This window comes from Actinoplanes sp. M2I2 (genome assembly GCF_023544445.1).
Classification (GTDB): Bacteria; Actinomycetota; Actinomycetes; order Mycobacteriales; family Micromonosporaceae; genus Actinoplanes.
The window spans coordinates 389934-415455 of record NZ_JALPVJ010000001.1; the positions used below are offsets into that span (position 1 = coordinate 389934).

The 25522-nt window shown below is 71.9% G+C and carries 25 protein-coding genes and 1 pseudogene; 24 read left to right on the forward strand and 2 right to left on the reverse strand.

Annotation, left to right across the window (positions count from 1 at the left end):
• Window positions 1–3 precede the first annotated feature (3 nt).
• The 14 genes and pseudogenes from HJC40_RS01890 (at window position 4) to HJC40_RS01955 (ending at window position 15683) form a co-directional block, all read left to right on the forward strand.
• A complete protein-coding gene (locus tag HJC40_RS01890) occupies window positions 4–711 on the forward strand; it encodes a YggS family pyridoxal phosphate-dependent enzyme (RefSeq protein WP_249997843.1) in 708 nt (235 codons plus the stop codon).
• A 249-nt stretch (window positions 712–960) separates the two neighbouring features.
• Window positions 961–1662: a cell division protein SepF gene (locus HJC40_RS01895; protein ID WP_249997844.1), complete on the forward strand. Its 702-nt coding sequence runs from the start codon at window positions 961–963 to the stop codon at window positions 1660–1662.
• A 45-nt stretch (window positions 1663–1707) separates the two neighbouring features.
• Window positions 1708–2013: a YggT family protein gene (locus tag HJC40_RS01900; protein ID WP_221376109.1), complete on the forward strand. Its 306-nt coding sequence runs from the start codon at window positions 1708–1710 to the stop codon at window positions 2011–2013.
• A gap of 43 nt (window positions 2014–2056) precedes the next feature.
• Window positions 2057–2869 (forward strand): DivIVA domain-containing protein, encoded by an 813-nt coding sequence (locus HJC40_RS01905; protein ID WP_249997845.1) that lies wholly within the window; start codon window positions 2057–2059, stop codon window positions 2867–2869.
• A 48-nt stretch (window positions 2870–2917) separates the two neighbouring features.
• Window positions 2918–3097: pseudogene (locus tag HJC40_RS46535) on the forward strand (hypothetical protein); the annotation flags it as partial.
• Window positions 3098–4161: 1064 nt separating this feature from the next.
• Complete coding sequence (locus HJC40_RS01915) at window positions 4162–4485, forward strand: DUF167 domain-containing protein (protein ID WP_249997846.1); 324 nt, start codon at window positions 4162–4164, stop codon at window positions 4483–4485.
• Window positions 4486–4495: 10 nt separating this feature from the next.
• Entirely contained in the window at window positions 4496–6037 is a 1542-nt protein-coding gene (locus HJC40_RS01920; protein ID WP_249998211.1) for a potassium/proton antiporter, read from the forward strand.
• A gap of 301 nt (window positions 6038–6338) precedes the next feature.
• On the forward strand, window positions 6339–6767 hold the full coding sequence (locus HJC40_RS01925) for a TraR/DksA family transcriptional regulator (RefSeq protein WP_249997847.1): 429 nt from the start codon (window positions 6339–6341) through the stop codon (window positions 6765–6767).
• A 29-nt stretch (window positions 6768–6796) separates the two neighbouring features.
• Window positions 6797–7357, forward strand: coding sequence for a signal peptidase II (lspA, locus tag HJC40_RS01930; RefSeq protein WP_249997848.1), 561 nt, complete (start codon window positions 6797–6799; stop codon window positions 7355–7357).
• Between the two features lie 41 nt (window positions 7358–7398).
• Window positions 7399–8283, forward strand: coding sequence for an RluA family pseudouridine synthase (locus tag HJC40_RS01935; protein ID WP_249998212.1), 885 nt, complete (start codon window positions 7399–7401; stop codon window positions 8281–8283).
• Window positions 8284–8302: 19 nt separating this feature from the next.
• Complete coding sequence (locus tag HJC40_RS01940; protein WP_249997849.1) at window positions 8303–9289, forward strand: hypothetical protein; 987 nt, start codon at window positions 8303–8305, stop codon at window positions 9287–9289.
• Between the two features lie 303 nt (window positions 9290–9592).
• Window positions 9593–11128, forward strand: a complete 1536-nt coding sequence (locus HJC40_RS01945) for an AAA family ATPase (protein WP_249997850.1) — start codon at window positions 9593–9595, stop codon at window positions 11126–11128.
• A gap of 150 nt (window positions 11129–11278) precedes the next feature.
• Window positions 11279–14812 (forward strand): DNA polymerase III subunit alpha, encoded by a 3534-nt coding sequence (dnaE, locus tag HJC40_RS01950; protein ID WP_249997851.1) that lies wholly within the window; start codon window positions 11279–11281, stop codon window positions 14810–14812.
• Window positions 14813–14867: 55 nt separating this feature from the next.
• Window positions 14868–15683, forward strand: a complete 816-nt coding sequence (locus tag HJC40_RS01955; RefSeq protein ID WP_249997852.1) for a hypothetical protein — start codon at window positions 14868–14870, stop codon at window positions 15681–15683.
• 12 nt (window positions 15684–15695) lie between these two features.
• Here the strand turns inward: HJC40_RS01955 and HJC40_RS01960 are convergent, their stop codons facing one another.
• Window positions 15696–16403 carry an LON peptidase substrate-binding domain-containing protein gene (locus tag HJC40_RS01960; protein ID WP_249997853.1) on the reverse strand — a complete coding sequence of 236 codons (708 nt, stop codon included), beginning with the start codon at window positions 16401–16403 and terminating at the stop codon, window positions 15696–15698.
• 185 nt (window positions 16404–16588) lie between these two features.
• Here HJC40_RS01960 and hisD point away from each other — a divergent pair, with 185 nt between their 5' ends.
• Genes hisD through priA form a run of 7 tightly spaced genes read left to right on the forward strand, consistent with a single transcriptional unit; the run spans window position 16589 to window position 21460 of the window.
• Window positions 16589–17911: a histidinol dehydrogenase gene (hisD, locus tag HJC40_RS01965; RefSeq protein ID WP_249997854.1), complete on the forward strand. Its 1323-nt coding sequence runs from the start codon at window positions 16589–16591 to the stop codon at window positions 17909–17911.
• Entirely contained in the window at window positions 17908–18972 is a 1065-nt protein-coding gene (locus HJC40_RS01970) for a histidinol-phosphate transaminase (protein WP_249997855.1), read from the forward strand. Before hisD ends, HJC40_RS01970 begins: the two co-directional genes overlap by 4 nt.
• Window positions 18969–19580, forward strand: a complete 612-nt coding sequence (gene hisB / locus HJC40_RS01975) for an imidazoleglycerol-phosphate dehydratase HisB (RefSeq protein ID WP_249997856.1) — start codon at window positions 18969–18971, stop codon at window positions 19578–19580. The genes HJC40_RS01970 and hisB overlap by 4 nt, the downstream gene beginning before the upstream one ends.
• The gene (locus HJC40_RS01980) at window positions 19580–19738 is read left to right on the forward strand and encodes a hypothetical protein (RefSeq protein ID WP_249997857.1); all 159 of its coding nucleotides are present in this window, start codon (window positions 19580–19582) and stop codon (window positions 19736–19738) included. Before hisB ends, HJC40_RS01980 begins: the two co-directional genes overlap by 1 nt.
• Before the next feature lie 38 nt (window positions 19739–19776).
• Window positions 19777–20397 (forward strand): imidazole glycerol phosphate synthase subunit HisH, encoded by a 621-nt coding sequence (gene hisH / locus HJC40_RS01985; RefSeq protein WP_249997858.1) that lies wholly within the window; start codon window positions 19777–19779, stop codon window positions 20395–20397.
• Complete coding sequence (locus HJC40_RS01990; RefSeq protein ID WP_249997859.1) at window positions 20398–20718, forward strand: hypothetical protein; 321 nt, start codon at window positions 20398–20400, stop codon at window positions 20716–20718.
• Between the two features lie 16 nt (window positions 20719–20734).
• Window positions 20735–21460: a bifunctional 1-(5-phosphoribosyl)-5-((5-phosphoribosylamino)methylideneamino)imidazole-4-carboxamide isomerase/phosphoribosylanthranilate isomerase PriA gene (gene priA, locus HJC40_RS01995; protein WP_249997860.1), complete on the forward strand. Its 726-nt coding sequence runs from the start codon at window positions 20735–20737 to the stop codon at window positions 21458–21460.
• Here the strand turns inward: priA and HJC40_RS02000 are convergent.
• The gene (locus HJC40_RS02000; protein WP_249997861.1) at window positions 21420–22334 is read right to left on the reverse strand and encodes a LysR family transcriptional regulator; all 915 of its coding nucleotides are present in this window, start codon (window positions 22332–22334) and stop codon (window positions 21420–21422) included. The genes priA and HJC40_RS02000 overlap by 41 nt on opposite strands.
• Window positions 22335–22406: 72 nt before the next feature.
• Here HJC40_RS02000 and HJC40_RS02005 point away from each other — a divergent pair, with 72 nt between their 5' ends.
• From HJC40_RS02005 to HJC40_RS02015, 3 genes are all read left to right on the forward strand, one after another.
• Complete coding sequence (locus HJC40_RS02005) at window positions 22407–22649, forward strand: hypothetical protein (RefSeq protein WP_249997862.1); 243 nt, start codon at window positions 22407–22409, stop codon at window positions 22647–22649.
• Window positions 22646–23407, forward strand: coding sequence for an imidazole glycerol phosphate synthase subunit HisF (gene hisF, locus HJC40_RS02010; protein ID WP_249997863.1), 762 nt, complete (start codon window positions 22646–22648; stop codon window positions 23405–23407). Before HJC40_RS02005 ends, hisF begins: the two co-directional genes overlap by 4 nt.
• 245 nt (window positions 23408–23652) lie before the next feature.
• Window positions 23653–25476, forward strand: coding sequence for a long-chain fatty acid--CoA ligase (locus tag HJC40_RS02015; protein WP_249997864.1), 1824 nt, complete (start codon window positions 23653–23655; stop codon window positions 25474–25476).
• Window positions 25477–25522 lie beyond the last annotated feature (46 nt).

Here is a 25522-nt window from a genome sequence, read left to right on the forward strand (position 1 = left end):
GCCGTGACCGACGCGGGACGGCGGTCCGAGGTGGCCGCCGCCCTGCGCGAGGTGCACGGCCGGATCGAGGCCGCCTGCGCCGCGGCCGGCCGGGGCGCGGACGAGGTCACCCTGGTCGCGGTGACCAAGACATACCCGGCGAGCGATGTCGTGTTGCTCGCCGGGCTCGGTGTCACCGACGTCGGCGAGAACCGCGACCAGGAGGCCGGGCCCAAGGCCGCGGAGGTGCAGGCGGCCGGCGCGAGCCCCCGGTGGCACTTCATCGGCCAGCTCCAGCGCAACAAGGCCCGGTCGGTGGTGCGGTACGCCGACGTCGTGGAATCGGTCGACTCGGTGCGGCTGGCCGAGGCGCTGGCCCGGGCGGCCGAGGGGCGGTCGGCCCCGCTCGAGATCCTGGTGCAGGTGAGCGTCGACGGCGACGCGTCGCGGGGCGGCGTGACCGGCGATGATCTCTGGCGGGTATCCGACTCGGTGGCCGCCGCCGACACCCTGCAGCTCGGCGGCGTGATGGCGGTGGCGCCCGTGGACTGGGACCCCGACCGCGCGTTCGAGCTGGTCCGCGGCCTGTCGCAGCGGCTGGTGGCGGCTCATCCGGGTGCCACGACGATCTCCGCCGGCATGAGCGGGGACCTCGAGGCCGCTGTCCGGCACGGCGCGACACACGTCCGGATCGGCACTTCTTTGCTCGGAATGCGAAACACGCTGCGGTAGCCTTGCGGCGGGCAGCAAACTACATGGGTGTTGTTTACGCGACAACCGTACGTGGGCATGTTTCAAGATCATCCGCGACGGGACTCGGGTCGACGGCGCGGCACGTCACGGGACGAGGGTCCGCATCGGACCCTCCGACCGTGCAAGGGGGGAATGCGGTACGCCGAGGGGGTGCGTTCCGCGCGGCGGACGAAGGTGGGGGCACATGGCTGGTCGGGTGGACGCGCGGTGGCGTGATGGGGTGAAGGCATGAGCGCGCTTCGGAAGGCGGGCGTCTGGCTGGGCCTCGTCGAAGAGGACGACGACCGCGGTTACGACAACGGATACGACGAAGGCCCCTACCGTCCTCGGAACCGGTACTCGGGAAGCCGGTACTCCGACGACGAGTTCGCCGACGAGGAGGAGCTCGAGGACGAGCGTCCCGTGCCCCGTGCTCGTGCGGAGCGTAGCCGCCCGTCGGACCGTCTGTCATCGCACGCCGACGTGGACGACCACGATCGGGTGGAACGTTCCGAGCGTTCGGAGCGGGCCAGTGTCCGATCGATCACCCGGCCCTCCACGGCGAGTGACAACTCGTCCGCGCTGAGCTACTCCACGCGGGAGAATCTGGCCCTGGCGCCGCAGACCGTGCACCAGCCGGAGCCCCGTCCGCGCCCGGTCGAGGAGGAGCAGCGCTACCAGATCACGACGCTGCACCCCACCACCTACCGCGAGGCGCGCACCATCGGCGAGCACTTCCGCGACGGTGTGCCGGTCATCATCAATCTCACCGAGATGGATGAAGGGGACGCCCGCCGCCTGGTCGACTTCGCCGCCGGGCTGGCTTTCGGTCTTCGCGGTACGATCGAGCGCGTGACCAACCGGGTTTTCCTGCTCTCACCGGCAAATGTCCAGGTCACCGCTGAGGACAAGGCCAAGATCGCTGAGGGTGGGTTCTTCGGTCAGGCCTGAGGCGGGCGCCCGCGCGCCGGCCACCCAGATGGGGGATCCGCACGAGTGCTTTCGATCGTGTTCCAGATACTGTATTTAGTCGTCTACATCTTCTTCCTCGTCCTGCTTGCCAGGTTCGTGCTCGGTGCGGTACTCCAATACGGGCGTCGGTGGCAACCCGGTCGTGGGGCTTCGGCGGGACTCGAAACGGTGTGGAGCGTCACTGATCCTCCCCTCAAGGCGTTGAGGCGTGTGATCCCCCCGCTGCGCATTGGTAACGTGAGTTTGGACCTGGCTTCCATCGTGCTGCTGGTTATCCTGTTCGTGCTCATGAGGTTCGTGCTTCAAAGACTGATCCTGAACTTCAGCTAAACAGCAGCCCCAACCGCGGCCGCGACTGACCCGAGGAGTTTCGATGCCGCTGACCCCGGCCGACGTGCACAACGTCGCCTTCAAGAAGCCCCCGATCGGCAAGCGGGGGTATGACGAGGAGGAGGTCGACGCCTTCCTGGACGAGGTCGAGCGCGAACTCGCCCGTCTGATCGAGGAGAACAACGAGCTGCGCGCCCAGGTGGAGCGCGGCGGTCGGGGTGGCGCGCCAGCCGGTCCGAGTGCCGACCCGCGCCTTGCGGCCGAGCTCAACGAGGTCAAGGCTCAGCTTGACCGTGTGCAGCGTGACAAGGCGCAGGCCGAGCAGGCCGCGCGTCAGATGCAGGCCGAGCTCGAGCAGGTTCGTGCCCAGGGCCCGGTCGGCGGTGGCGCCGCTGGGTCCGGTGCCGACGGCGAGCAGCAGGCCCTGCGGGTGCTGATGATGGCCCAGCGCACGGCCGACGACCACGTCGCGGACGCCCGTCGCGAGGCCGACAAGCTTCTCTCCGACGCCCGTTCCAAGGCGGAAGAGGTCACCCGCGAGGCCCGTGCCAAGGCCGACGCCCTGGAGCGCGACGCGCGCCAGCGTCACCAGGAAGCCATGGGCGGCCTCGACGCGAAGCGCTCCGCGCTGCAGAAGCACATCGAGGAGCTCAAGCAGTTCGAGCGGGAGTACCGCACCCGCCTGAAGGCTTACCTCGAGAGCCAGCTGCGCGACCTCGACGGCCGGGGCCAGGGCCTCGAGGCCGAGATGTCGCGGGCCGACTCCGGGCGTGCCGTCGGCGGCAGCGGCGGTCTGGCCGCGGCCGGTCTGGCCGGTTCCTACGGCGGCCGCAACGCCATCGAGTCCGGCCGCTGAGCCCGGCCCACGGAGAAACAACCCCCGGTACCTCGACGAGGATGAGCCATGATCGTTGTTAGCCTGCTGCTCATCCTCGTCGCGGTGACGCTGCTCGTGCTCGGCCTCACCGGCGGGTCGAGCAGCCTGCTCATCAGCTCCATCGTGGCCAGTCTGCTGGCCGCTGTCTCCCTGGTCGTGGGTGCGCGCCAGTCCGCCGCGGCGCGGCGCGGGTCGCCCACCGAGCCGTTGGCGGCCCCGCTCCCCGACGACAACACGGTCTATGTGGCCGAGCCCGAGTTCGCGGCCGCCGCCGACGAGGTGGCCCGCCGCCGCTCGGCGGGCGACGTCGCCGACGATGATCGGCGCGACACCGTTCAGTTCGATCCGGCCGACGTGGCGGCGGCGAGGCCCTCGGACGGGCCCGACTTCGCGGACGCTCAGGCCACTCAGGTTCAGCCCGCTTACGCCGACTCCGCTTACACCGAGCCGGCCTACGGCCAGCCCGCTTTCGGCCAGCCCGCTTTCGATCAGCCCGCTTTCGATCAGCCTGGTGCGGCCCGGTCGGCCTCGGGGTCCGACCTCGCCGACCAGGCGGGTGCGCCGGCGGGCGATTTGTCAGCAGATGAGCCGTCGACGGCCGACGATCCCGATTATGATCGCGCCTCCTCGGCCATCAACGCGGCCCGCAGCGGGACGCCGGGCGAGGAGTCCTGGCGCCGCTCGCCCGCCGACGACGACTTCACCGCCCGCGGTTCCGCCGAGCCCGCCCGCGGTTCCGCCGAGCCCGCCCGCGAGTTCGCCGAGCCGGCCGACCGTGACTTCGCCGAGCCGGCGGTCCTTGACTTCGCCGGGCCGGCCGCCCGTGACTTCGCCGGGCCGGCCGCGGCCGGCGACGATTTCGCTGAGCCTGCCGCCGACGACCCCGATGACGAGCCGCTGCCCCAGGCGGTGCAGCCCACGGACGCCGTCCGGGTGGCCCGCCTCGACGCCGAGGTGCTGGTCGTCGACGGCCGCCCGCGCTACCACGTGTCCGACTGCCCCAGCCTGACCGGCCGTCTGGCCGAGCCGATCCCGGTGCGCGAGGCCGTCGAGCTCGGCTTCAGCCCCTGCGGCCTGTGCCGCCCGGTCGACCGTCTGGTCGGTGCCGCGGTTCGCCGGTGACTGCTGGCTGCCCGTTCGCCGATGACTGCCGAGCTGCCCGTTCGCCGGTGACTGCCGGGCTGCCTGTCCGCCGGTGACGACCGGGCTGTCTGTCCGCCGGTGACGGCCGGGCCCCTGCCGGGGCGAGAGATCGATCGGCACAATGAGGCATGGTCCAGCGCCGTGTGCCCCCGCCTGACGCGAGTGTCCTGTCCGTAGCCGTACGCGTGCGGCCCGGCGCCGGGCGTGATCGCGTCGGCGGGCGGTACGAGGGGCCGCACGGCCCGGCCCTGATCGTCGCCGTGGGCGCGCCGGCCGTCGACGGCAAGGCGACCGAGGCGGTACGCCGGGCGCTCGCCGGCGCGCTCGGAGTGCGCTCGGGCGACGTGCAGCTCCGGCTCGGTGCGACGAGCCGCGACAAGGTGTTCACCGTCGCCGCGCCCGGGGCCGGGCTCGCCGGGCGGCTGGCCGCGCTGCGGGACGGTGCGGCATGAGACCACCCGCGTGACCGGCGGGCTGGACTACGCGCTCCTCATCGGCTCCGCGGTCCTGCTGGTGGCCGTGGCCGCGGTGCGCGTGTCGACCAAGGTGGGGCTGCCGAGCCTGCTCGTCTATCTGGCCATCGGCATCCTGATCGGCGAGGCCGGCCTGGGCATCCGCTTCGACGACGCCGAGCTCACCCGGGCCCTCGGCTTCTGTGCGCTCATCGTGATCATCGCCGAGGGCGGGCTGACCGCCCGGTGGACCACGCTGCGCCCGGTGCTGGGCCTGGCCACCTCGCTGGCCACGGTCGGTGTGGCGGTCAGCATCGCCGTGGTCGGTCTGGCCGTCCACCTGCTCCTGGACCTGCCCTGGCAGCTGGCCCTGCTGTACGGCGCGGTGCTCTCCTCGACCGACGCCGCCGCGGTCTTCGCCACACTGCGGCGGCTGCGGTTGCCGTCGCGGCTGGTGGCCACGCTCGAGGCCGAGTCGGGCATGAACGACGCCCCGGTGGTGCTGCTGGTCGTCCTGCTCAGCGCTGACCTCGCCGAGATGCACCCGTGGTGGTACGAGCTGTTGATCGTCGCCTACGAGCTGGCCGCCGGCGCGGCGATCGGCTTCGCGGTGGGGGCGGCGGGCCGCTGGCTGCTGCGCAACGCCGCGCTGCCGTCGGCCGGGCTCTATCCGATCGCCGCGGTCGGTCTGACGGTTCTGGCGTACGCCGCGGGGGCGGTGGCCCACGCCTCCGGCTTCCTCGCCGTCTATGTGGCCGGCGTGGTGCTCGGCAACGGCCGCATCCCGCACCGGCGGGCCATCCTGGGGTTCGCCGACGGCCTGGCCTGGGTCGCCCAGATCGGCCTGTTCGTGTTGCTCGGGCTGCTGAGCTCGCCCGGCCGCCTGGACGAGGCGCTGGTGCCCGCGCTGGTCACCGGGGTGGCACTGGTGCTGCTGGCCCGCCCGCTGTCGGTGGTGATCGCGGCCGTACTGGCCCGGCCCGTGCGCGGACCCCGCCGGGCTGGCAACCGGGTGGGCTGGCGGGGCAGCGCGTTCCTGTCGTGGGCCGGCCTGCGCGGCGCCGTGCCGATCGTGCTGGCGACGATCCCGCTGTCGGCCGGCACGCCCGGCGCCGAGGGGCTGTTCGACGCGGTGTTCGTCCTGGTCATCATCTTCACGCTGCTGCAGGCCAGCACGTTGGGCCCGGCCGCCCGGCTGCTCCGGGTGACGGCGCCCGGGGAGGCCGCCGAGGTGCACGTCGAGACCGCCCCGCTGGAGCGCATGAACGCCGACCTGCTCCAGATGGACGTGGCCGAGGGATCCCGCCTGGCCGGGGTGCACATCGACGAGCTGCGCCTGCCGTCGGGCGCGTCGGTGACGCTGGTCGTGCGGGACGGGGCGGGTTTCGTCCCCGCTCCCGACACCCGCCTGCGCACCGGTGACGCCCTGCTGATCGTGGCGACGGCCGCGGCCCGCGACCGGGCCGAGCGCCGGTTGCGCGCGGTCAGCCGCCGGGGCCGGCTCGCCCGCTGGTTCGGCGAGGACGGCGGCGAGCATCCGGCCGGCGGGTAGCGACGGGCACTCCACGGGATATTTCGGGAAGATTGGCACGGGTCGGCGAGCACGCTTCGGTACGGCCTGTTGTCGGTGCGGTATACGTTCCGTATCCTTGCCACCCTCCGGAGTGCGCGGCGGTCGGTTCGGCCGCGCCGTTGTGGCAGGTGGGGGAAGATCTACGGCGTTGCCCGGCCGGGGCACGGCGTGCCGCCACCGGGCGTGCCCGGTGACCGTGGGCGTGAGCCGGTCGCCGGGTGGGCACCATCGGCGGAGCAGGGAACGGGATCGCCGCGGGGGCGCGGCTGAGGGAGCGACGATGGCGAAGGCAACCGGCACCAGGTCGACCGCGGCGAGCGACGACAAGAGCACCGGCAAGCGGAGCCGCAGCGCCGCCGAGACCGAGACGATCCGGGCTGCCCTGGTCGAGCGGCGCGACGAGCTGCAGCTCGAGTACGACCAGTCGATCACCGAGCTCACCGAGTTGCAGCGCGACCGTCTCGCCGACTCGGCCGGCGACGACCAGGCCGACACCGGCACCAAGACGCTCGAGCGTGAGCAGGAGATCACTCTGGCCAACAATCTGCTGGAGCGGATCACACAGGTGGAACGCGCCATCGACCGGCTCGGCGAGGGCAACTACGGTTGGTGCGAGCGGTGCGGCAACGCCATCCCGGTCGAGCGACTGGCGGCGTTCCCGTCCGCGACTCTCTGTGTGTCCTGCAAGCAGCTGGAGGAACGACGCTGAACGCCGACGAGGCCACGGGCGCGACCGCGGTGGACCAGCCGGAACCAGGGCCCAAGCCCCGGTTCAGGGGTCGTGCCGTGGCGGTGCTCGGCGCCACCGCCGTTGTCGCCGTGGCCCTGGATCAATGGGTCAAATGGCTCTCCACCGAAAATCTGGACGAGCGCAACCCGGTCCGAATCCTCGGTGGCCTGATCTACCTGTCGCTGCTGCGCAACAGCGGGGCCGCCTTCAGCTTCGGCAGCGACTACACCTGGGTGTTCCCGCTGATCACTCTGGTGGTCATCGGCTGGATCGGCTTCATGGCGGCCCGGCTGCGCTCGCTGCCGTGGGCCCTGGCGCTGGGCCTGGTGCTCGGCGGCGCCCTCGGCAACCTGATCGACCGGCTGTTCCGCGCGCCCGGGCCGTTCCACGGCCACGTGGTCGACATGATCAGCCTCTTCGGGCCGCGCGGGGAATACTTCGCCGTCTTCAACATCGCGGACAGCTGCCTGACCGTCGGTGTCGTGCTCGCGGTGCTGCTCGAGCTGACCGGCCGGCAGCGGGACGGCAGCCGCATCTCCGTACGGAAGAAGAAGGACGACGCCCAGTGAGCTCGCAGCGCTCCCTGCCGGTGCCCGACGGGCTCGACGGCATGCGGCTCGACCAGGCCGTGTCGCGGCTGTTCGGCCTGTCCCGCACGGCCGCCGCCACGCTCGTCGAGTCGGGTGACGCGCTGGTCGACGGTTTCCCCCGGCCCAAGTCCGACAAGGTCTCGGCCGGCGCCTGGCTCGAGGTGACGCTGCCGTCCCCGGTGAGCGAGCCGGCCGTGGTGGCCGGGCCGGTGCACGGCCTGCGGGTGATCTACAGCGACGACGACATCGTGGTGGTGGACAAGCCGGTCGGCGTGGCCGCGCACCCGAGCCCGGGCTGGACCGGCCCGACGGTCGTGGGTGGCCTGGCCGCGATGGGCCAGAACGTCGCGACCAGCGGCGCCGCCGAGCGGCAGGGCGTGGTGCACCGCCTCGACGTCGGCACCACCGGCATCATGGTCGTCGCCAAGAGCGAGATGGCCTACAGCGTGCTCAAGCGGGCGTTCAAGGAGCGCGAGGTCGACAAGCGCTACCACGCCGTCGTGCAGGGACACCTCGACCCGCTGCGCGGCACGATCGACGCGCCGATCGACCGGCACCCCACCGCCGACTACAAGTTCGCGGTGATGAACTCGGGCAAACCGAGCGTCACCCACTACGACACGGTCGAGGCGTTCCGTTCGGCCAGCCTGGTCGACGTGAAGCTCGAGACCGGCCGCACCCACCAGATCCGCGTGCACTTCGCGGCGCTGCGGCACCCGTGCGCCGGCGACATCTCCTACGGCGCCGACCCGACGCTGGCCGCCCGGCTCAAGCTCAACCGCCAGTGGCTGCACGCCCGCGAGTTGTCCTTCCTCCATCCCCGTACGCAGGACGAGGTCCGCTTCGTCAGCGACTATCCCGACGACCTGACGTACGCGCTCAGCGTGCTGCAGGACGCGAGCTGACTCGGGAGAGCGGAAACCGGTGGGGCCCGCCGATCACCGAGTACGGGGCCCCGCGCTGCGCGGAGCCCCCGCCGCGCGTCTGGCGGCGGCGATCGCGCTCGTCTCGGCCGGCGTCCTGCTGCTCGGCTCGCTCTGGCTGAGCCGGCGCGAGGCCGCGCCCACCGGCGACCCGGGTGAGGTCGTGCGGGTCGGGGTGGTGCAGGGCCAGTCGGTGCCCGGTTATCTGGACGCGACCCGCACCGAGCTGAGCGCCCTGACCGACCCCTCGGCCCCCGCCGCCGGAGAGACCTGGGCGTTGGTGAGCCTGGAGAGCTACGTGGCCGCCGGGGTGCTCCCCGAGGTCCTCTCGGGTACGGCGGTGGCCCAGGTCTACGCCCGGGTGCCGCTGGCCGAGGGACACACCCCGGTGGTCCGCATCCCGGTCTACCGGCTGCCCGCCGACGTGCTCACGGGCATGCTCGACACGGCTCTGGAGCGCGATCGCGAGCAGGCCGGCTACGAGCAACTGGCCGGCCGTCTCACCGGGGACGACGAGAACCGGCAACGCGCCCGCCGGGCGTACGCGTCGGCCGCCCGCACGGCGGCGGCCGAGGCCTCGGCGTACCGCTCCGGGTGTTCCTGTGTCTTCGCGGCCGTGGTCCGGGCGGCGCCCGCCGCGCTGCGCGAGGTCGCCGGCCGGCCGGGGGTGCGGTCGGTGGACCCGGCGCCCGAGGTTCGGCAACTGGACCGTACGGAGTTCCGGCCGCCGCTGCCCGAACAGAACGGCACAGTTCCGGCCGAACCGACCCGCACGCCGGCTGTGCCAACCGGTTCCGAGGGCATTGCCTCGCGGATGCCCGCGCCGATAATGTCGTCGCCCGAGACGTCTGTGACAAGTGCCTCATCAATCGGCGCCGTCCGCACGGCGCCGCCTTCCGTCCCGGCGCCCCAGGAGCGCGCTGCCGTACCCTCAGCTTCGGACGCGACTCCTGCTCACGATGCGACAAGCCGCTCGGCAGCACCTTGAGCCGCTTCCGGGCGTTAGTTCTCTCGTCCGCGGGCGGCGCTGCCGGCGGCGGGCGCGGTCTGCCGGAAACGGGCAGTGGCCCGATCGGGGTTCGCTCCGTAGCCTGTCAGGGGCGAGAGCCCGGCGCGTGATCAACCGGCAGGCGACCAGGTCGGTCCAGAGCAGGGTCGGTCCAAAGCAGGGCCGGTCCAGAGCAGGGCCGGTTCGGGAAGCAAGGCCGGTCCGAAGCTGGGCCGGTCGACGAAGCAGCAGCCGACCGGCCAGCAGAAGCTGGGCAGACGAGCAGTGCAGGGAGGACGTGCCGTGGACGGGACCGAGACCGGCTGGGGCCGGCCTGCGGAACCAGCCCCGCGATGGCGGGCGCTGCTCGACCGCGCCCGGCACGGTTCCCGGCCGGCCGACGACCAGCCCGAGCCGGAACAGGAAACGCCGCCGGCCCCGGCGAACCCGCCGCACCAGTACGGTCAGCCGTTGCCGACCCGGCGCCCGGTCAACCCGTTGGAGACCCGCGGTCAGTACGGCGCGGGCCGCTACGAGCAGCGCCCCGAGCCGCAGCCGCAGCCGCCCCAGCCCCGCCCGATGCCGCAGCGCCCGATGAACCCGCTCGACCCGCGGTGGCAGCGGCAGGCCGAGGCGCCCACCCGGCGTGCGGCCGCGCCGTCGCCCGCCCCGGCTCCGCACGCCCCGCCGCCGGCACCGCACGCCCCGCCACCGGCGCCGCACGCCCCGCCGCCGGCACCGGTCGTCTCGTCGCTCGCCCCGCCGGTGGAGGAGCAGCACAGCTTCTTCAGCCCCTCGGCCCGGCCGCCGGCCGCGCCGCCGCCCGGCCGCGACTACCCGCAGGTGCGGGCCTCGGCCGCGGCGCCGGTCATGCCGCCGCCGATCCCCGTCGCCCCGCAGATGCCGGCCCCTCAAGCGCCGGCCCCTCAAGCGCCGGCCCCTCAGATGCCGGCCCCTCAGCTGCCCGTCGCCCCCCAGCCGACCTCGCCGGCGGCCGCGCGCATCGAGTGGCGGCAGAGCCGCACCGACGACCAGCTCGAGCGGGCCGTCGCGGTGATGCGGCGCAAGCTCGGCAAGCCGCGGGTGCTGGCCTTCGCCAATCCCAAGGGCGGCGTGCACAAGACGACCGCGACCGTGCTGGCCGCGGCCACCATCGGCAGCGTCCGCGGCCGCGGGGTGCTCGCCTGGGACGACAACGAGCTGCGCGGCACGCTCGGCCTGCGGGCCGGCAGCGCCCGCCACGCCCGCACGATCAAGCATCTGCTGGCCGATCTGCTGCAGATCGAGAACCTGCACGGCGACGGGCTGCTGCAGGAGCTCGACGGTTATCTGCGGCACGCCTCCGACGGGTCCTACGACGTGCTCGCCGGTGAGGAGAACCCCCGCTTCGCCGCCCGGCTCGACCAGGCCACGGTGCGTCGCGTGATGGATCTGCTGCGCCGCACCCACGACGTGATCTGCGTCGACACCGGCAACAACGTCGAAAGCGTCAACTGGCAGACCGTCATGCGCCAGGCCGACCAGCTGGTGATCACCACGGTGCCGCGCGAGGACGCCGCGTTCACCGCCGACTGGATGCTCGACGTGCTGGACGAGAGCGGCATGGGTGACCTGGTCGCCAACGCGGTCACGCTGATCTCGTGCCCGTCGCCGGGCCCGCTGCCGCTGCTGGACGACTTCGCCAAGCACTTCGCCACCCGCACCCGCGCGGTGGCGGTCGTGCCCTACGACCAGGCGCTCGAGGTGGGCTCCTCGATCGAGTACGCGGAGCTCCAGCCGGAGACGCGCACGGCGTGGCTGAAGGCGGCCAGTGTGATGATCGAGCCATTCGCCGAATGACACGCGTGTAGCCCTCGAATCTCGTCGGGGGGTCCGGCTAGAGTCGCTCGGGTCCACACAACTGAGCCACCGGTGGTGGCTCCGCCGCTCCGCGCGGGCAATGCACGTGAGGGCAATGCCAACGCGAGGGCAATGCAAAGGGGGCCCGGGGTGTCTGACTCGTTCGTGCATCTCCATGTGCACACCGAGTATTCGATGCTCGACGGCGCCGCCCGCGTCAAGGAGTTGATGGCCGAGGCCTCGCGTCTGGGCATGCCGGCCGCGGCGATCACCGACCACGGCAACATGCACGGGGCGTACGACTTCTACACCCAGGCCAAGTCGGCCGGCATCACCCCGGTCATCGGCGTCGAGGCCTACGTGGCGCCCGAGTCACGCCTGACCAAGAACCGCATCAAGTGGGGCCGCCCCGAGCAGAAGGGCGACGACGTCGCCGGCAACGGCGCCTACACCCACATGACGATGTGGGCGCGCAACGCCGTGGGCCTGAAAAACCTGTTCCGCCTCAACTCGCGGGCGTCGATCGAGGGCCAGCTCGGCAAGTACCCGCGGATGGACTTCGACATCATCGCCGAGCACGCCGAGGGCATCATGGGCACGACCGGCTGCCCGTCCGGCGCGGTGCAGACCCGTCTGCGGCTGGGCCAGTTCGACGAGGCCCTGAAATCCGCGGCGATGTATCAGGAGGCGCTGGGGAAGGACAACTACTTCCTCGAGATCATGGACCACGGCCTGTCCATCGAGAAGCGGGTCCGCGACGGCCTGCTCGAGATCGGGCAGAAACTCGGCATCAGGCCGCTGGTCACCAACGACTCCCACTACGTCCACGAGGCGCAGGCCGAGGCCCACGACGTGCTGCTGTGCGTGCAGACCGGCAGCAACGTGGCCGACCCCAACCGGTTCCGCTTCGACGGCAACGGCTACTTCGTCAAGTCGGCCGACCAGATGCGCACGGTCGACTCGTCCGAGGCCTGGCAGGAGGGCTGCCGCACGACGCTGCTGGTGGCCGAGCGGGTCGACATCGAGGGCATGTTCACCTTCAAGAACCTGATGCCCCGGTTCCCCATCCCGGACGGCTACACCGAAGAGGAATACTTCCGTCACGTCGCCTTCGAGGGCCTGCGGAGCCGCTTCCCCGACGGCATCCCCGACACGCACATCAAGCAGGCGGAGTACGAGCTCGGCGTGATCATCCAGATGGGCTTCCCGGCCTACTTCCTGGTGGTCGCCGACTTCATCCAGTGGTCCAAGCGCAACGGCATCGCGGTCGGCCCCGGCCGTGGCTCGGCCGCGGGCTCGCTGGTGGCCTACGCGATGGGCATCACCGACCTCGACCCGCTGCCGCACGGCCTGATCTTCGAGCGGTTCCTCAACCCCGAGCGCATCTCGATGCCCGACGTCGACATCGACTTCGACGAGCGCCGGCGCGGCGAGGTCATCCGCTACGTCACCGACCGCTGGGGCGACGACAAGGTCGCCCAGATCGCTACCTTCGGCACGATCAAGGCGAAGGCCGCGATCAAGGACTCCGCCCGCGTGCTGGGCTACCCGTTCGCCGTGGGCGACCGCATCACCAAGGCGCTGCCGCCCGACGTGATGGGCAAGGGCATCCCGCTGTCGGGCATCTTCGACAAGGAGCACAAGCGCTACAGCGAGGCCGGCGAGGTCCGCACGCTCTACGACACCGACCCCGACGTCAAAAAGGTGATCGACACCGCGCGTGGCATCGAGGGCCTGATCCGGCAGACCGGCGTCCACGCGGCCGGCGTGATCATGTCGGCCGAGCCGATCATCGACCACATCCCGCTGATGCGCCGGCCCGCCGACGGCGTCATCATCACGCAGTTCGACTACCCGACGTGCGAGACGCTCGGCCTGCTCAAGATGGACTTCCTGGGCCTGCGGAACCTCACGATCCTCGACGACGCGGTCAAGAACATCAAGCTCAACCACGGCCTCGACCTCGACCTGCTGACGCTGCCGCTCGACGACCCTGCGGCCTACGAGCTGCTGGCCCGCGGCGACACGCTCGGCGTGTTCCAGCTCGACGGCGGCCCCATGCGATCGCTGCTGCGGCTGATGAAGCCGGACAACTTCGAGGACATCTCGGCCGTCCTGGCGCTCTACCGGCCCGGCCCGATGGGCGTCGAGTCGCACACCAACTACGCCCTGCGCAAGAACAAACTGCAGGAGATCACCCCGATCCACCCCGAGCTCGAGGAGCCGCTGCGCGAGATCCTCGAGCCGACGTACGGTCTGATCGTCTATCAGGAGCAGGTGCAGCGCGCCGCCCAGATCCTGGCCGGCTACAGCCTCGGCCAGGCCGACCTGCTCCGCCGGGCCATGGGTAAGAAGAAGAAGGAGATCCTCGACAAGGAGTTCGGCCCGTTCCGCGACGGCTGCCGCGCCCACGGCTACTCCGACGAGGCGATCCAGGCGGTGTGGGACGTTCTGGTCCCGTTCGCCGGCTACGCGTTCAACAAGGCTCACTCCGCGGCGTACGGCCTGGTGTCGTATTGGACGGCCTATCTGAAGGCGCACTACCCGGCCGAGTACATGGGTGGTCTGCTCACCAGCGTCGGTGACGACAAGGACAAGATGGCGATGTATCTGGCCGAGTGCCGGCGCATGGGCATCCAGGTCCTGCCGCCCGACGTCAACCAGTCGGCCGGCCCGTTCACCCCGGTCGGCAAGGACATCCGCTTCGGACTGGCCGCCGTGCGCAACGTCGGCAACAACGTGGTCGAGGCGGTCGTCCGGTGCCGCACCGAAAAGAGCGCATACCAGGACTTCTACGACTTCTTGTCCAAGGTGGACGCCGTCGCCTGCAACAAGAAGACGATGGAATCGCTGATCAAGGCCGGCGCCTTCGACTCGATGGGCCACAGCCGCAAGGGCCTGCTCGCGGTGCACGCCGAGGCCATCGACGCGTACGCGGACGTCAAGCGCAACGAGGCCGCCGGGCAGTTCGACCTGTTCGGGGCGTTCGGCGACACCGACGGCGCCAGCGCGGCCACGGTCGCCATGCCGGTGATCGGCGACTCCGAGTGGGACAAGCGCGACAAGCTGGCCTTCGAGCGCGAGATGCTCGGCCTCTACGTCAGCGACCACCCCCTGGCCGGTCTCGAGGCTCTGCTGCACAACTCCGCCGACACGACGATCGCCGCGCTGAACGAGGAGGGCTCGGTCCCCGACGGCCAGGTCGTCACGCTCGCCGGCATCCTCACCGGCGTGCAGCGCCGCATCACCAAACAGGGCCGGGCCTGGGCCTCGGCCACCCTGGAGGACCTGGCCGGCGGGGTCGAGGCGCTGTTCTTCCCCAACACCTACGAGGTGATCGGCCAGTTCATAGCCGAGGACGCGATCGTGGTGGTCAAGGGCCGGGTCGACCGGCGCGACGACACCCCGCGCATCATGGCGATGGACATGTCGCTGCCCGACGTCAGCCACAACCCCGACAGCAAGCCGGTCACGCTGACCATGCCGATCACGCGGTGCACGCCGCCGCTGGTGTCGGAGCTGAAGGAGATCCTGACCAGCCATCCCGGCGACTCCGAGGTGCATGTCCACCTGCAGAACGGCAGCCGGACGACGGTGCTGCGGCTGGGCGCGGTGCGGGTCTCCCCGACGCCGGCGCTGCGGGCCGACCTCAAGATGATCCTCGGCCCGTCCGCGGTGGCCTGAGCGCCGTGACCGGGCACGCGGGACGCGGACCCGCGGCACCTGGCAGGATCGTAGGGTGAACGCGAGTCAGGAACCGGCGCCGCCGCAGCAGCCCGGCGAACACCCGGGCGAGCCGGGTGGCGGCCTGGATTACGGCGCCCCGGGCAGCGGGTTCGGGCTGGCCCACCCGTCCGGCCCGCCGGAAAGGACCCGCACGGTCTTCGGCCGCCCGTTCGACCTGAGCGGGTCGTCGCGCCGGCCGTGGAAGCGCACGCTCGTCGTGGCGGGGCTCTGCCTGCTGGTGATCCTCGCGCTGGGCGGGCCGCTGGGCCTGCTCTGGCGCTGGCTCGCCCCGTCCGTTCCGGTGATCGACGCGGGCCAGGCGGGCGTGGTCGTCAACGACCCGTCGCCGGAGGAATACATCGCCGCCGACGGCTGGTTCACGCTGCTCGGCCTGGGGTTCGGCCTGCTCGTGGCGATCGGCGCGTGGCTGGTGCTGCGCCGTGACCGGGGCCCGTTCCTGCTGCTCAGCGTGGTGCTGGGCGCGCTCGGCGCGGGCTGGCTGGTGGCGCCGTGGGCCGGCGAGCTGAGCGGACGGGCCGACTACCAGCGCTGGATCGACACGGCCCAGCAGGGTGCGACCTACGCGGCGCCGCCCGAGGTGCACTCGCTCGGCCCGATGCTCGTGCCGGCCTTCGCGGCGGCGATCGCGCTGACCCTGATGGCGGGCTGGTCCAACGACCCCGACCTCGACCAGCCGGGCGCCAAGCCGGGTTACGGCCCCAACAACGAGGACGACGACAGCGACGACGCGCAGCCGCCGCCCTATCAGCCCTACCCGGCCAACCCGCCGCCGGGCGAGGAGCGCGGCTGGGGCGGGCCTGAGAGGTAAGGCCGGGCCGAGCTAGTTGGGGCTGGCCGGGCGGGCCAGGTCGCTGAGCGGCACCGGCACGGCGCGCACCCGGGCGAGCAGGCCGGCCTCGCGGTTGAGCAGCTTGAGCTCGGTGCGCAGCCGGGTCGTGGTGTCGGGCGCGGAGAGCAGCAGCTGCCGCTCGTCGGTGGTCAGCTGAGCGGTCGCCGCGATCAGGTGGGACAGCACGGTCGGGTCGCCGGGCACGGCGTCGAGCACCTCGGAGTCGGGGCGCAGCAGTTCCAGGTAGGCCCGGAAAGCGGCCAGCGCCCGGGGGGCCAGCAGCTCGGCCATCTGATCGGCCGACTCGTCGGGCAGCCACTCGACGTCGGCCGTCAGGTAGGGCTCGTCCCCCTGGTGGATGTTCTTGACGGTGAACCGGCGCCGGCCGACGGTCATGATGTCGTAGCGGCCGTCGGGCAGCTCGGTGACCTGGCGCAGCTCGGCCGTGCAACCCGTCGGGTAGAGGTCGCCGGTCTCGATCGGCGGCGTCTCCGGCTCGGGACTGTCCTCGCTGTCGGGGGCGGGCGCCTCGGCCCCGCGGCGCAGAGTCACCACCCCGAACTCGTGCGGGCCGTCCTCGGGGCTGGCCACCAGCTCGCGCACGAGCGTGCGGTAGCGCTCCTCGAAGATGTGCAGGGGCAGCACCAGGCCGGGAAACAGCACCGTACCCAGGGGGAACACCGGCAGCCGCTTGCTCACGGGTTCAGCCTATCGGTCGCCCCACCATGGTCAACCCGTCCCACCCTCGTCACCCGGGCCGGCGTCCGGTTCCGCCCGGCCGGGAGCCCCGGTGGGCGGTGGCGAACGGGTGATCGGGATCTCACGGGCTGAGCCGGGCTGCGGCGGGCGCGGTTCTGTCGGAGGCGCCGCCTAGAATTGGCGGCGTGCTGAATCGGATCGACCTGCGCGGCTCCCTCCGGGACCCGCGAGGCCTGCTGCCCCGTGCCCAGCTCGACGTCTCCGTGGCTGTCGAGCGCATCCGCCCCGTCGTCGAGGCGGTCCGGGAGCATGGCTTCTCCGCGATCCGCGACGCCACCCACCAGTTCGACGGCGTGACCCTCGAGCGGCTGCGCGTGCCCGCCGCCGCCATCGCCGCCGCGGTCGAGAGCCTCGAGCCCGACGTCCGCGCCGCGCTCGAGGTGGTGATCGAGCGCGCCCGCAAGGTGCACGCCGATCAGCGCCGCACCGACGTCACGACCAAGGTCGTGCCGGGCGGCACCGTCACCGAGCGGTTCATCCCGGTGCGCCGGGTCGGCCTCTACGTCCCCGGCGGCCTGGCCGTCTATCCGTCCACGGTGGTCATGAACGCGGTGCCCGCCCAGGAGGCCGGCGTCGAGTCCCTGGTCGTGGCCAGCCCGCCGCAGAAGGAGAACGGCGGCCTGCCCGACTCCCGGGTGCTCGCGGCGTGCGCGCTGCTGGGGGTCGACGAGGTCTACGCGGTCGGCGGGGCCCAGGCCGTCGCCATGCTCGGCTACGGCTCCGACGGCGCCGACGAGGGCGACCGCTGCGAGCCGGTCGACGTCATCACCGGCCCGGGCAACATCTGGGTGACCGCGGCCAAGCGGCTGCTGCGCGGCACGGTCGGCATCGACGCCGAGGCCGGCCCGACCGAGATCGCCATCCTGGCCGACGACACCGCCGACCCGCGGCACGTCGCGGCCGACCTGATCAGCCAGGCCGAGCACGACCCGCTCGCGGCCAGTGTGCTGGTCACCGACTCCGAGGCGCTGACCGCCGCGGTCGAGACCGAGCTGCTGCGCCAGATCACCAGCACCAAGCACGCCGCCCGGGTGCAGACCGCGCTGACCGGCGAGCAGTCCGGCGTCGTGCTCGTCGACGACCTCGAGCAGGGGCTGCGGGTCGTCGACGCGTACGCGGCCGAGCACCTCGAGATCCAGACCCGCGACGCGCGGGAGTGGGCGCTGCGGGTGCGCAATGCCGGTGCGATCTTCGTGGGCGCCTGGTCGCCGGTGTCGCTGGGCGACTACGCGGCCGGCTCCAACCACGTGCTGCCCACCGGCGGCTGCGCGCGGCACTCGTCCGGTCTGTCGGTGCAGTCGTTCCTGCGCGGCGTCCACGTCATCGAGTACGACGAGGCCGCGCTGCGCGATGTCGCCGGCCACGTGGTCGCGCTGGCCAACGCCGAGGATCTGCCCGCCCACGGCCAGGCCGTCGAGGCTCGTTTCCCGGCCGGGGAGCAGGCATGACGACCATCGACGAGCTGCCGATCCGCGACGACCTGCGCGGCAAGACGCCGTACGGCGCCCCGCAGCTCGACGTGGCCGTGCGGCTCAACACCAACGAGAACTCGTACCCGCTGCCCGACGCGGTGGTCGACGCGATCGCCAAGGCGGTGCAGGCCGAGCTGCGCGATCTCAACCGCTACCCCGACCGCGACGCCGTCGCGCTGCGGGCCGACCTGGCCGACTACCTCGGTCACGGCCTGACCGGGGCCGGCACCTGGGCGGCGAACGGTTCCAACGAGGTCCAGCAGCAGCTGCTGCAGGCGTTCGGCGGGCCGGGCCGCACGGCGCTGGGCTTCGGGCCGTCGTATTCGATGCACCCCCTGCTGGCCCAGGGCACCGGCACCCGGTGGATCGGCGCGCTGCGTGACCCCGACTTCGGCTTGACCCCGGCGGCCGCGCTCGCGCAGATCCAGGAGCACGACCCTGATCTGATCTTCCTGTGCTCGCCCAACAACCCGACCGGCACGGCGCTCGACCCCGAGGTCGTCACCGCGGTGCTCGAGGCGGCCCGGGGCATGGTCGTGGTCGACGAGGCGTACGCGGAATTCGCCCGGCCCGGCACCCCGAGCGCGCTCGCCCTGCTGTCCGGTCACCCGCGCCTGGTGGTCAGCCGCACGATGAGCAAGGCGTTCGGCTTCGCGGGCGGCCGCCTGGGCTACCTGGCCGCCGACCCGGCGGTGGTCGACGCCGTGCAGCTGGTGCGGCTGCCCTATCACCTGTCCGCGATCACCCAGGCCGCGGCCCGCGCGGCCCTGTCGCAGCGTGACGCGCTGCTCGCCACCGTCGAGGTGATCAAGCAGCAGCGCGACCGCATCGTCACCACGCTGCGCGAGCGCGGCATGCGGGTGGCCGACAGCGACGCCAACTTCGTGCTGTTCGAGGTGGGCGGGGATCAGACCATCGCTTGGCGCCGGCTGCTCGACCGCGGTGTGCTGGTCCGCGACGTCGGCCTGCCGGGCTGGCTGCGGGTCACCGCCGGCACGCCCGCCGAGACCGACGCATTCCTGGAGGCCCTGGCATGAGCCGCATCGCGCGCGTGGAGCGCGTCACCAACGAGACCAAGGTGCTCGTCGAGATCGACCTCGACGGCACCGGCAAGGGCGACCTGAGCACGGGGGTCGGCTTCTACGACCACATGCTCAACCAGCTCGCCCGGCACGGCGGCTTCGACCTGACGGTGCGCACCGAGGGCGACCTCGAGATCGACGCGCACCACACGATGGAGGACACGGCCATCACCCTCGGCGAGGCGTTCGCGCGTGCGCTGGGTGACAAGGCCGGCATCCGGCGGTACGGGTCGGCGACCATCCCGATGGACGAGGTCCTCTGCCGGGCCGCGGTCGACCTGTCCGGCCGGCCCTACATCGTGCACGACGAGCCCGAGCTCGCGCCGTACATCGGCCCGGTCTACCCGACCAGCATGACCCGGCACATCTTCGAGTCGTTCGGGCACGCGGCCAAGCTCACCCTGCACGTCAGCGTGCTGCGGGCCGCCCGCGACGGCGGCAAGCCCGACGCCCACCACGTCGTCGAGACGCAGTTCAAGGCGTTCTCGCGGGCGCTGCGCGAGGCCGTCGAGATCGACGCGCGCAACGCCGGTCAGCTGCCCTCCACCAAGGGCGTGCTGTGATGGCGGTCGTCCTGTTCATCGTGGCCGGCTTCCTGGTCGGCGGCGTGATCCAGCTCGCGCGGTCGGGCGCCACCAAGTTCAGCATCGGGCTGGTCGGGGTGCTCGCCGCCGTCGCCACGGCCGGTGGCGTGCTCTGGCTGCTCCCCGGGGACAGCTGATGCCGGCCCCGTCGGCGGCGGAGACGAGGGATCAGCCGGTGAAGGACGTGGTCGTGCTCGACTACGGCTCGGGCAACCTGCGCTCGGCCGAGCGGGCCGTGGCCCGCACCGGCGTGCGGGTCACCGTCACGAGCGACCTGCGGGAGGCCGCCCGGGCCGACGGCCTGGTCGTGCCGGGCGTGGGGGCGTACGCGGCCTGCATGGCCGGCCTCCACGAGATCGACGCCGGTCCGATGATCGCCGAGCGGGTGGCCGAGGGCCGCCCGGTGATCGGCATCTGCGTCGGCATGCAGATCCTGTTCGACGGCGGGGTCGAGCACGGCGTCGAGACCAAGGGCCTCGGCCTGCTGCCCGGCGTGGTCGACAAGCTCGCCGCCGAGCGCATCCCGCACATGGGATGGAACACGGTCGACGCACCCGAGGGCTCGGCGCTGCTGGCCGGCCTGCCGGCCGACGTCCGCTTCTACTTCGTCCACTCGTACGCGGCCAACGACCTCGGGGCCCTGCGCGAGGCCGGCGCCACGGTGACCACCGCCGCCCATGACCGCCCGTTCGCCGCGGCGGTCGAGCTGGGCTCGCTGAGCGCCGCGCAGTTCCACCCCGAGAAATCCGGCGACGCCGGCTACGGGCTGCTGCGCAACTGGGTCGCCGGCCTGTAGATGTCCAAGGAACGGGCCCGGCGGCGGGCCGAGCGGCTCGCCGTCCACGAGAAGGACAAGGCTGCCCGGGCCCGCAAGGTGGCCCGGCGGCAGAAGCGGCGTCAGCTGGTCAAGCGGCTCACCCCGCAGCGGCGCAACGCCGGACGGCTGCATCGCCGCAACCGTCGCGAGCGGCTCGGCATCGTGCTGGTGCCGCTGGTGCTCGTGGCCGCGGTGTGGGTGTTCATCCCCGACCTGCCGTTGCGCATCGTACTGACCACTCTGCTCGTTCTCTCCGCGCCGGCACTCGTCGTGGTGATCCTCGGCCGCAAGGCCGGCTGACAACCTGGAGACAAGCATGACCCTTACGCTGCTGCCGGCCGTCGACGTCGCCGACGGCCAGGCCGTGCGCCTCGTGCAGGGCGCCGCCGGTTCCGAGACGGCCTACGGCGATCCCCTCGAGGCCGCGCTGGCCTGGCAGAACGACGGCGCCGAGTGGGTTCACCTGGTCGACCTGGACGCGGCCTTCGGGCGCGGCTCCAACGCGGAGCTGCTGGCCGGGGTGGTGGGCCGGCTCGACGTCAAGGTGGAGCTGTCCGGCGGCATCCGGGACGACGAGTCGCTGACCCGGGCCCTGGCCACTGGCTGCGAGCGGGTCAACATCGGCACCGCCGCCCTGGAGGACCCCGAGTGGTGCGACCGGGTCGTGGCCGAGTACGGCGACCGCGTGGCGATCGGGCTGGACGTGCGCGGGCGGACGCTGTCGGCGCGCGGCTGGACCCGGGACGGCGGCGACCTGTACGAGGTGCTGGCCCGGCTGGACAAGGCCGGCGCGTCGCGTTACGTGGTCACCGACATCACCAAGGACGGCACGATGCGCGGCCCGAATGTCGAGCTGCTGCGCGAGGTGTGCGCGGCCACCGACAAGCCGGTCATCGCCAGCGGCGGCGTGTCCACCCTGGACGACCTGCGGGCACTCGCGGCGCTGGAGCCGGTCGGGGTCGAGGGTGTGATCGCCGGCAAGTCGCTCTACGCCGGCGCGTTCACGGTGCGGCAGGCGCTCGACGTGCTGTCTCGGCCCTGAGCCACGATTCGCGCAGGGCCTCCACGGCTGCTCCGACGGCGGGGCGGGCCGCGGAGGCCTCGCGCCAGGCGACCACGACCCGGCGGCGCGGCACCGGGGTGAGGCGGACGACCCGTACGCCCTCGGGAAGCGCAGCCGGCCGGGCCAGCCTCGGGATGACCGCGACGCCCAGACCAGCGGCGATCAGCGTCAGCTGGCTCTCGAACTCGCCGACGTGGAAGTCCGGTCGTACGCCCGGCAGCACCCGCAGCAGCCACTCGTGGCAGATGTCGCCGGCCTTGGCCGCGATCCACCGTTCGTTGCGGGCCCGGGACAGCGGCACCGCGTCCTCGAAGCGGTGCCCGCTCGGCACGATCAGGTCGACCAGGTCCCAGCCCAGCTCCACGTGGGTGATCCCGCTCGGGTAGCGCAGGGCCACCTCGGGCCAGTCGTCGAGCACGGCCAGATCGACGTGCCCGCGGTGCAGCGACTCCAGCCCCTCGTGCGGGTTGACCTCGATCAGCCCCGTGCCGAGCTGCGGGTGTTCCGAGGCCAGGCGATGCAACGCGTACGGGAGAAGGGCGCGGCACGCCGTGGCGAAGGCGGCCACCGTGAGCCGGCCGACGACCGTGTCGCGGTGGGCGGCCAGCGCCGCCTCGGCCTCGTCGACCGTCGCCAGCACCTTCTCGGCGTGCCGGGCGAGCACCTGACCGGCCTCGGTCAGCCGCAGCCGCCGCCCGTCCTTCTCGACGAGGGTGGCGCCGGTCTCGCGTTCGAGCTTGGCCAGTTGCTGCGAGACCGCGGACGGGGTGCAGTGCAGCGCCTCGCCGGCCGCCAGCACGGTCTTGTAGCTGGCCACGGCGTGCAGGGCGCGCATACGACCCAGATCGATCATTCAGTCACGCTACATCCTGGGTGTAGCGGATTTCGATGGTGCTTAACGGTTCGCGGCGTCGAGGATCGCCTCATGAAACCACGTGACATCGGACTGGCCGTGGCCGTCATGGCCGTCTGGGGCTTCAACTTCGTGGTGATCGAGACCGGCCTCGACCACTTCCCGTTCTTCGGCGTGGCCTCGGCCGCGCTCTTCCTGGGCGAGCGCGTCCACCCGGTCGACGTGGCCGGGGGAGTGCTGGTCGTCGGTGGCGTCCTGCTCGGGCTGACCAGGCTGAAAACCGGGCCTGGCCGGCTCGTTAGGGTAGGAGCATGACGGTTGCGGTGCGTGTGATCCCCTGCCTCGACGTGGACGCGGGCCGCGTGGTCAAGGGGGTCAACTTCGTCGACCTGCGCGACGCCGGCGACCCGGTCGAGCTGGCCGCCGCGTACGACGCGGCCGGCGCCGACGAGCTGACGTTCCTGGACGTGACCGCCTCCTCCGACGACCGCGGCACGATGCTCGACGTGGTCCGCCGGACCGCCGAGTCGGTGTTCATCCCGCTCACCGTCGGTGGCGGCGTCCGCTCGGTGGAGAACGTGGACGTGCTGCTGCGCGCCGGCGCCGACAAGGTCGGGGTCAACACGGCGGCGATCGCCCGCCCCGAACTGATCCGCGAGATCGCCGAGCGCTTCGGCAACCAGGTGCTCGTGCTGTCGCTCGACGTCCGCCGCTCGGCCGAGCAGCCCAGCGGCTGGGAGGTCACCACGCACGGCGGGCGGCGCAGCGCCGGCCTGGACGCGATCGAGTGGGCCGCGCGGGTGGCCGAGCTCGGCGCGGGCGAGATCCTGCTCAACTCGATGGACGCCGACGGCACCAAGGCGGGCTTCGACCTCGACCTGATCGCCGCCGTCCGGGCGGTGGTCGGCATCCCGGTCATCGCCAGCGGTGGCGCGGGCGCCGTGGAGCACTTCCCGCCCGCGGTGACCGCCGGCGCCGACGCCGTGCTGGCCGCCAGCGTCTTCCACTTCGGAGATCTCACCATCGGCGAGGTCAAGCAGGCGCTCGGCCGGGCCGGAAACCCGGTTCGCTGAGCCGCGCGAGGCTGGGAATGTCCTGAGAAATGCATGCCGGAGGACAACTGCCCGGGGGGCCCGAAGCCGGGCAAAACCACGTTTCACGTCGTGGGACGAGCCGATGTGGCGGTCGATACACTTGTGGTGTCGATCCGCGCGTTTCGCCGACGCCGGAACGGCACTAGCCGTCCTGCCGCCGGGCCAATACCCTGCGGTAACAGAAAAGTTAAATCCCCCGGACAACTGACCATAAGGCGGCGCCGATGGCTCTCGAGGTTCCCTACCGGTCGATCCCCGACATGTTCTTCAAGCGCGTGGCCGCCACCCCCAACGGTCAGGCGTTCGCGGTGCCGAACGCCGACGACACGGGCCTGGTCTGGTTCACGTGGGCGCAGGTGGGTGAGCGCGCGTCGGCGATCGCGGCGGGCCTGCGAGACCTCGGTGTCGGCCTCGAGGACAGGGTGGCCATCCTGTCCTCCACGCGCTTCGAGTGGGTGCTCGCCGACCTCGGCATCAACTGCGCCGGCGCGGCCACCACCACGGTCTACCCGACGACCGAGCCCGAGGACGCGAGCTTCATCGTGTCCAACTCCGGGTCCAAGGTGCTGATCGCCGAGAACGCCAAGCAGGCGCTGAAGATCTCCGGCATCGACACCGACGTGGTCCGGGTGGTGCTGATCGACGGCCCGGCCGACGCGGGCGCGACTCCGCCGCAGATGACGATGGCCGAGCTCGAGGAGCGTGGCGCGGCCGTCCTGCGCGAGCGCCCCACCCTGATCGAGGAGGTGGTCGAGTCGATCGGGCCCGACAACCTCGCCACCCTGATCTACACCTCGGGCACCACCGGCCGGCCCAAGGGTGTGCAGCTGTTGCACTCCGGCTGGACCTGGGAGGGTGTCGCCCAGTCGAGTCTCGGTCTGTTCGAGTCGACCGACTTGCAGTACCTGTGGCTGCCGCTCTCGCACTCCTTCGGCAAGACGCTGCTCTGCGGCATCATCCACGTCGGCGTCCCGACGTACGTGGACGGTCGGGTCGACAAGCTCGTCGACATGCTCTCGGTGGTCCGGCCGACGCTGATGTGCGCGGCGCCCCGCATCTTCGAGAAGGTCTACAACAAGACCGTCACCACGGCCCTGGCCGGCGGCGGCGCCAAGGCCAAGATCTTCCACTGGGCGGTCGCCACCGGTAAGCAGAAGGTGGCGCTCGAGCAGGCCGGCAAGCCGCTTCCGGGCGCGCTCAAGCTCAAGTTCGCCGTGGCCGAGAAGCTGGTCTTCTCCAAGCTGCAGGCCCGTCTCGGCGGGCACCTGCGCGTGCTGGTCAGCGGTTCGGCGCCGCTCAGCCGCGAGATCGCCGAGTTCTTCGCGGCCGCCAACCTGCCGATCATGGAGGGCTACGGCCTGACCGAGAGCAGCGCGGCCAACTTCGTCAACCGGCTCGACAAGCTCCGGATCGGCACGGTCGGCCTGCCGCTGGGCGACCTGGAGTGCCGCATCGACGCCGACGGCGAGGTGCTGCTGCGCGGCCGGCCGGTCATGCGGGGCTACCACGACCTGCCGGCCGAGACCGCCGAGGCGTTCACCGAGGACGGCTTCCTGCGCACCGGCGACATCGGCGAGCTCGACGCCGACGGCTTCCTCACGATCACCGACCGCAAGAAGGACCTGGTCAAGACGTCCGGCGGCAAATACATCGCCCCGAGCGCGATCGAGGGCCAGTTCAAGGCCGTGTGCCCCTACACCTCGCAGGCGGTCGTGGTCGGCCAGGCCCGCAACTTCGTCACCATGCTGATCTCGCTCGACGAGGACGCGATCAAGGGCTGGGCCGCCGGTGGTCCGCTGGCCGGCAAGAGCTACGAGGAGATCGTGGCCGCGCCCGAGACCGAGAAGATGGTCGAGGGCTACGTGCAGGAGCTCAACGCCAAGCTCAACCGCTGGGAGACGATCAAGAAGTTCGCGATCCTCCCGCGTGACCTGAGCATCGAGGCCGGCGAGATCACCCCCTCGATGAAGATCAAGCGGCGGTCGGTCGAGACCAACTTCGCCGAGCAGATCGACAAGATGTACGCCGGGTCGCTCGCACAGATCTGACGTCGCTCACGCAGGCGGCCGGGGCTGAGGTCCCGGCCGCTTCGTC

Coding starts and splice junctions, on each gene's coding strand:
- HJC40_RS01895 (WP_249997844.1), top strand. CDS start 961: ATGAGCGCGCTTCGGAAGGCGGGCGTCTGGCTGGGCCTCGTCGAAGAG.
- HJC40_RS01905 (WP_249997845.1), top strand. CDS start 2,057: ATGCCGCTGACCCCGGCCGACGTGCACAACGTCGCCTTCAAGAAGCCC.
- HJC40_RS01915 (WP_249997846.1), top strand. CDS start 4,162: ATGGTCCAGCGCCGTGTGCCCCCGCCTGACGCGAGTGTCCTGTCCGTA.
- HJC40_RS01925 (WP_249997847.1), top strand. CDS start 6,339: ATGGCGAAGGCAACCGGCACCAGGTCGACCGCGGCGAGCGACGACAAG.
- HJC40_RS01935 (WP_249998212.1), top strand. CDS start 7,399: ATGCGGCTCGACCAGGCCGTGTCGCGGCTGTTCGGCCTGTCCCGCACG.
- HJC40_RS01970 (WP_249997855.1), top strand. CDS start 17,908: ATGACGACCATCGACGAGCTGCCGATCCGCGACGACCTGCGCGGCAAG.
- hisB (WP_249997856.1), top strand. CDS start 18,969: ATGAGCCGCATCGCGCGCGTGGAGCGCGTCACCAACGAGACCAAGGTG.
- HJC40_RS01980 (WP_249997857.1), top strand. CDS start 19,580: ATGGCGGTCGTCCTGTTCATCGTGGCCGGCTTCCTGGTCGGCGGCGTG.
- HJC40_RS01990 (WP_249997859.1), top strand. CDS start 20,398: ATGTCCAAGGAACGGGCCCGGCGGCGGGCCGAGCGGCTCGCCGTCCAC.
- priA (WP_249997860.1), top strand. CDS start 20,735: ATGACCCTTACGCTGCTGCCGGCCGTCGACGTCGCCGACGGCCAGGCC.
- HJC40_RS02000 (WP_249997861.1), bottom strand. CDS start 22,334: ATGATCGATCTGGGTCGTATGCGCGCCCTGCACGCCGTGGCCAGCTAC.
- HJC40_RS02005 (WP_249997862.1), top strand. CDS start 22,407: ATGAAACCACGTGACATCGGACTGGCCGTGGCCGTCATGGCCGTCTGG.
- hisF (WP_249997863.1), top strand. CDS start 22,646: ATGACGGTTGCGGTGCGTGTGATCCCCTGCCTCGACGTGGACGCGGGC.
- HJC40_RS02015 (WP_249997864.1), top strand. CDS start 23,653: ATGGCTCTCGAGGTTCCCTACCGGTCGATCCCCGACATGTTCTTCAAG.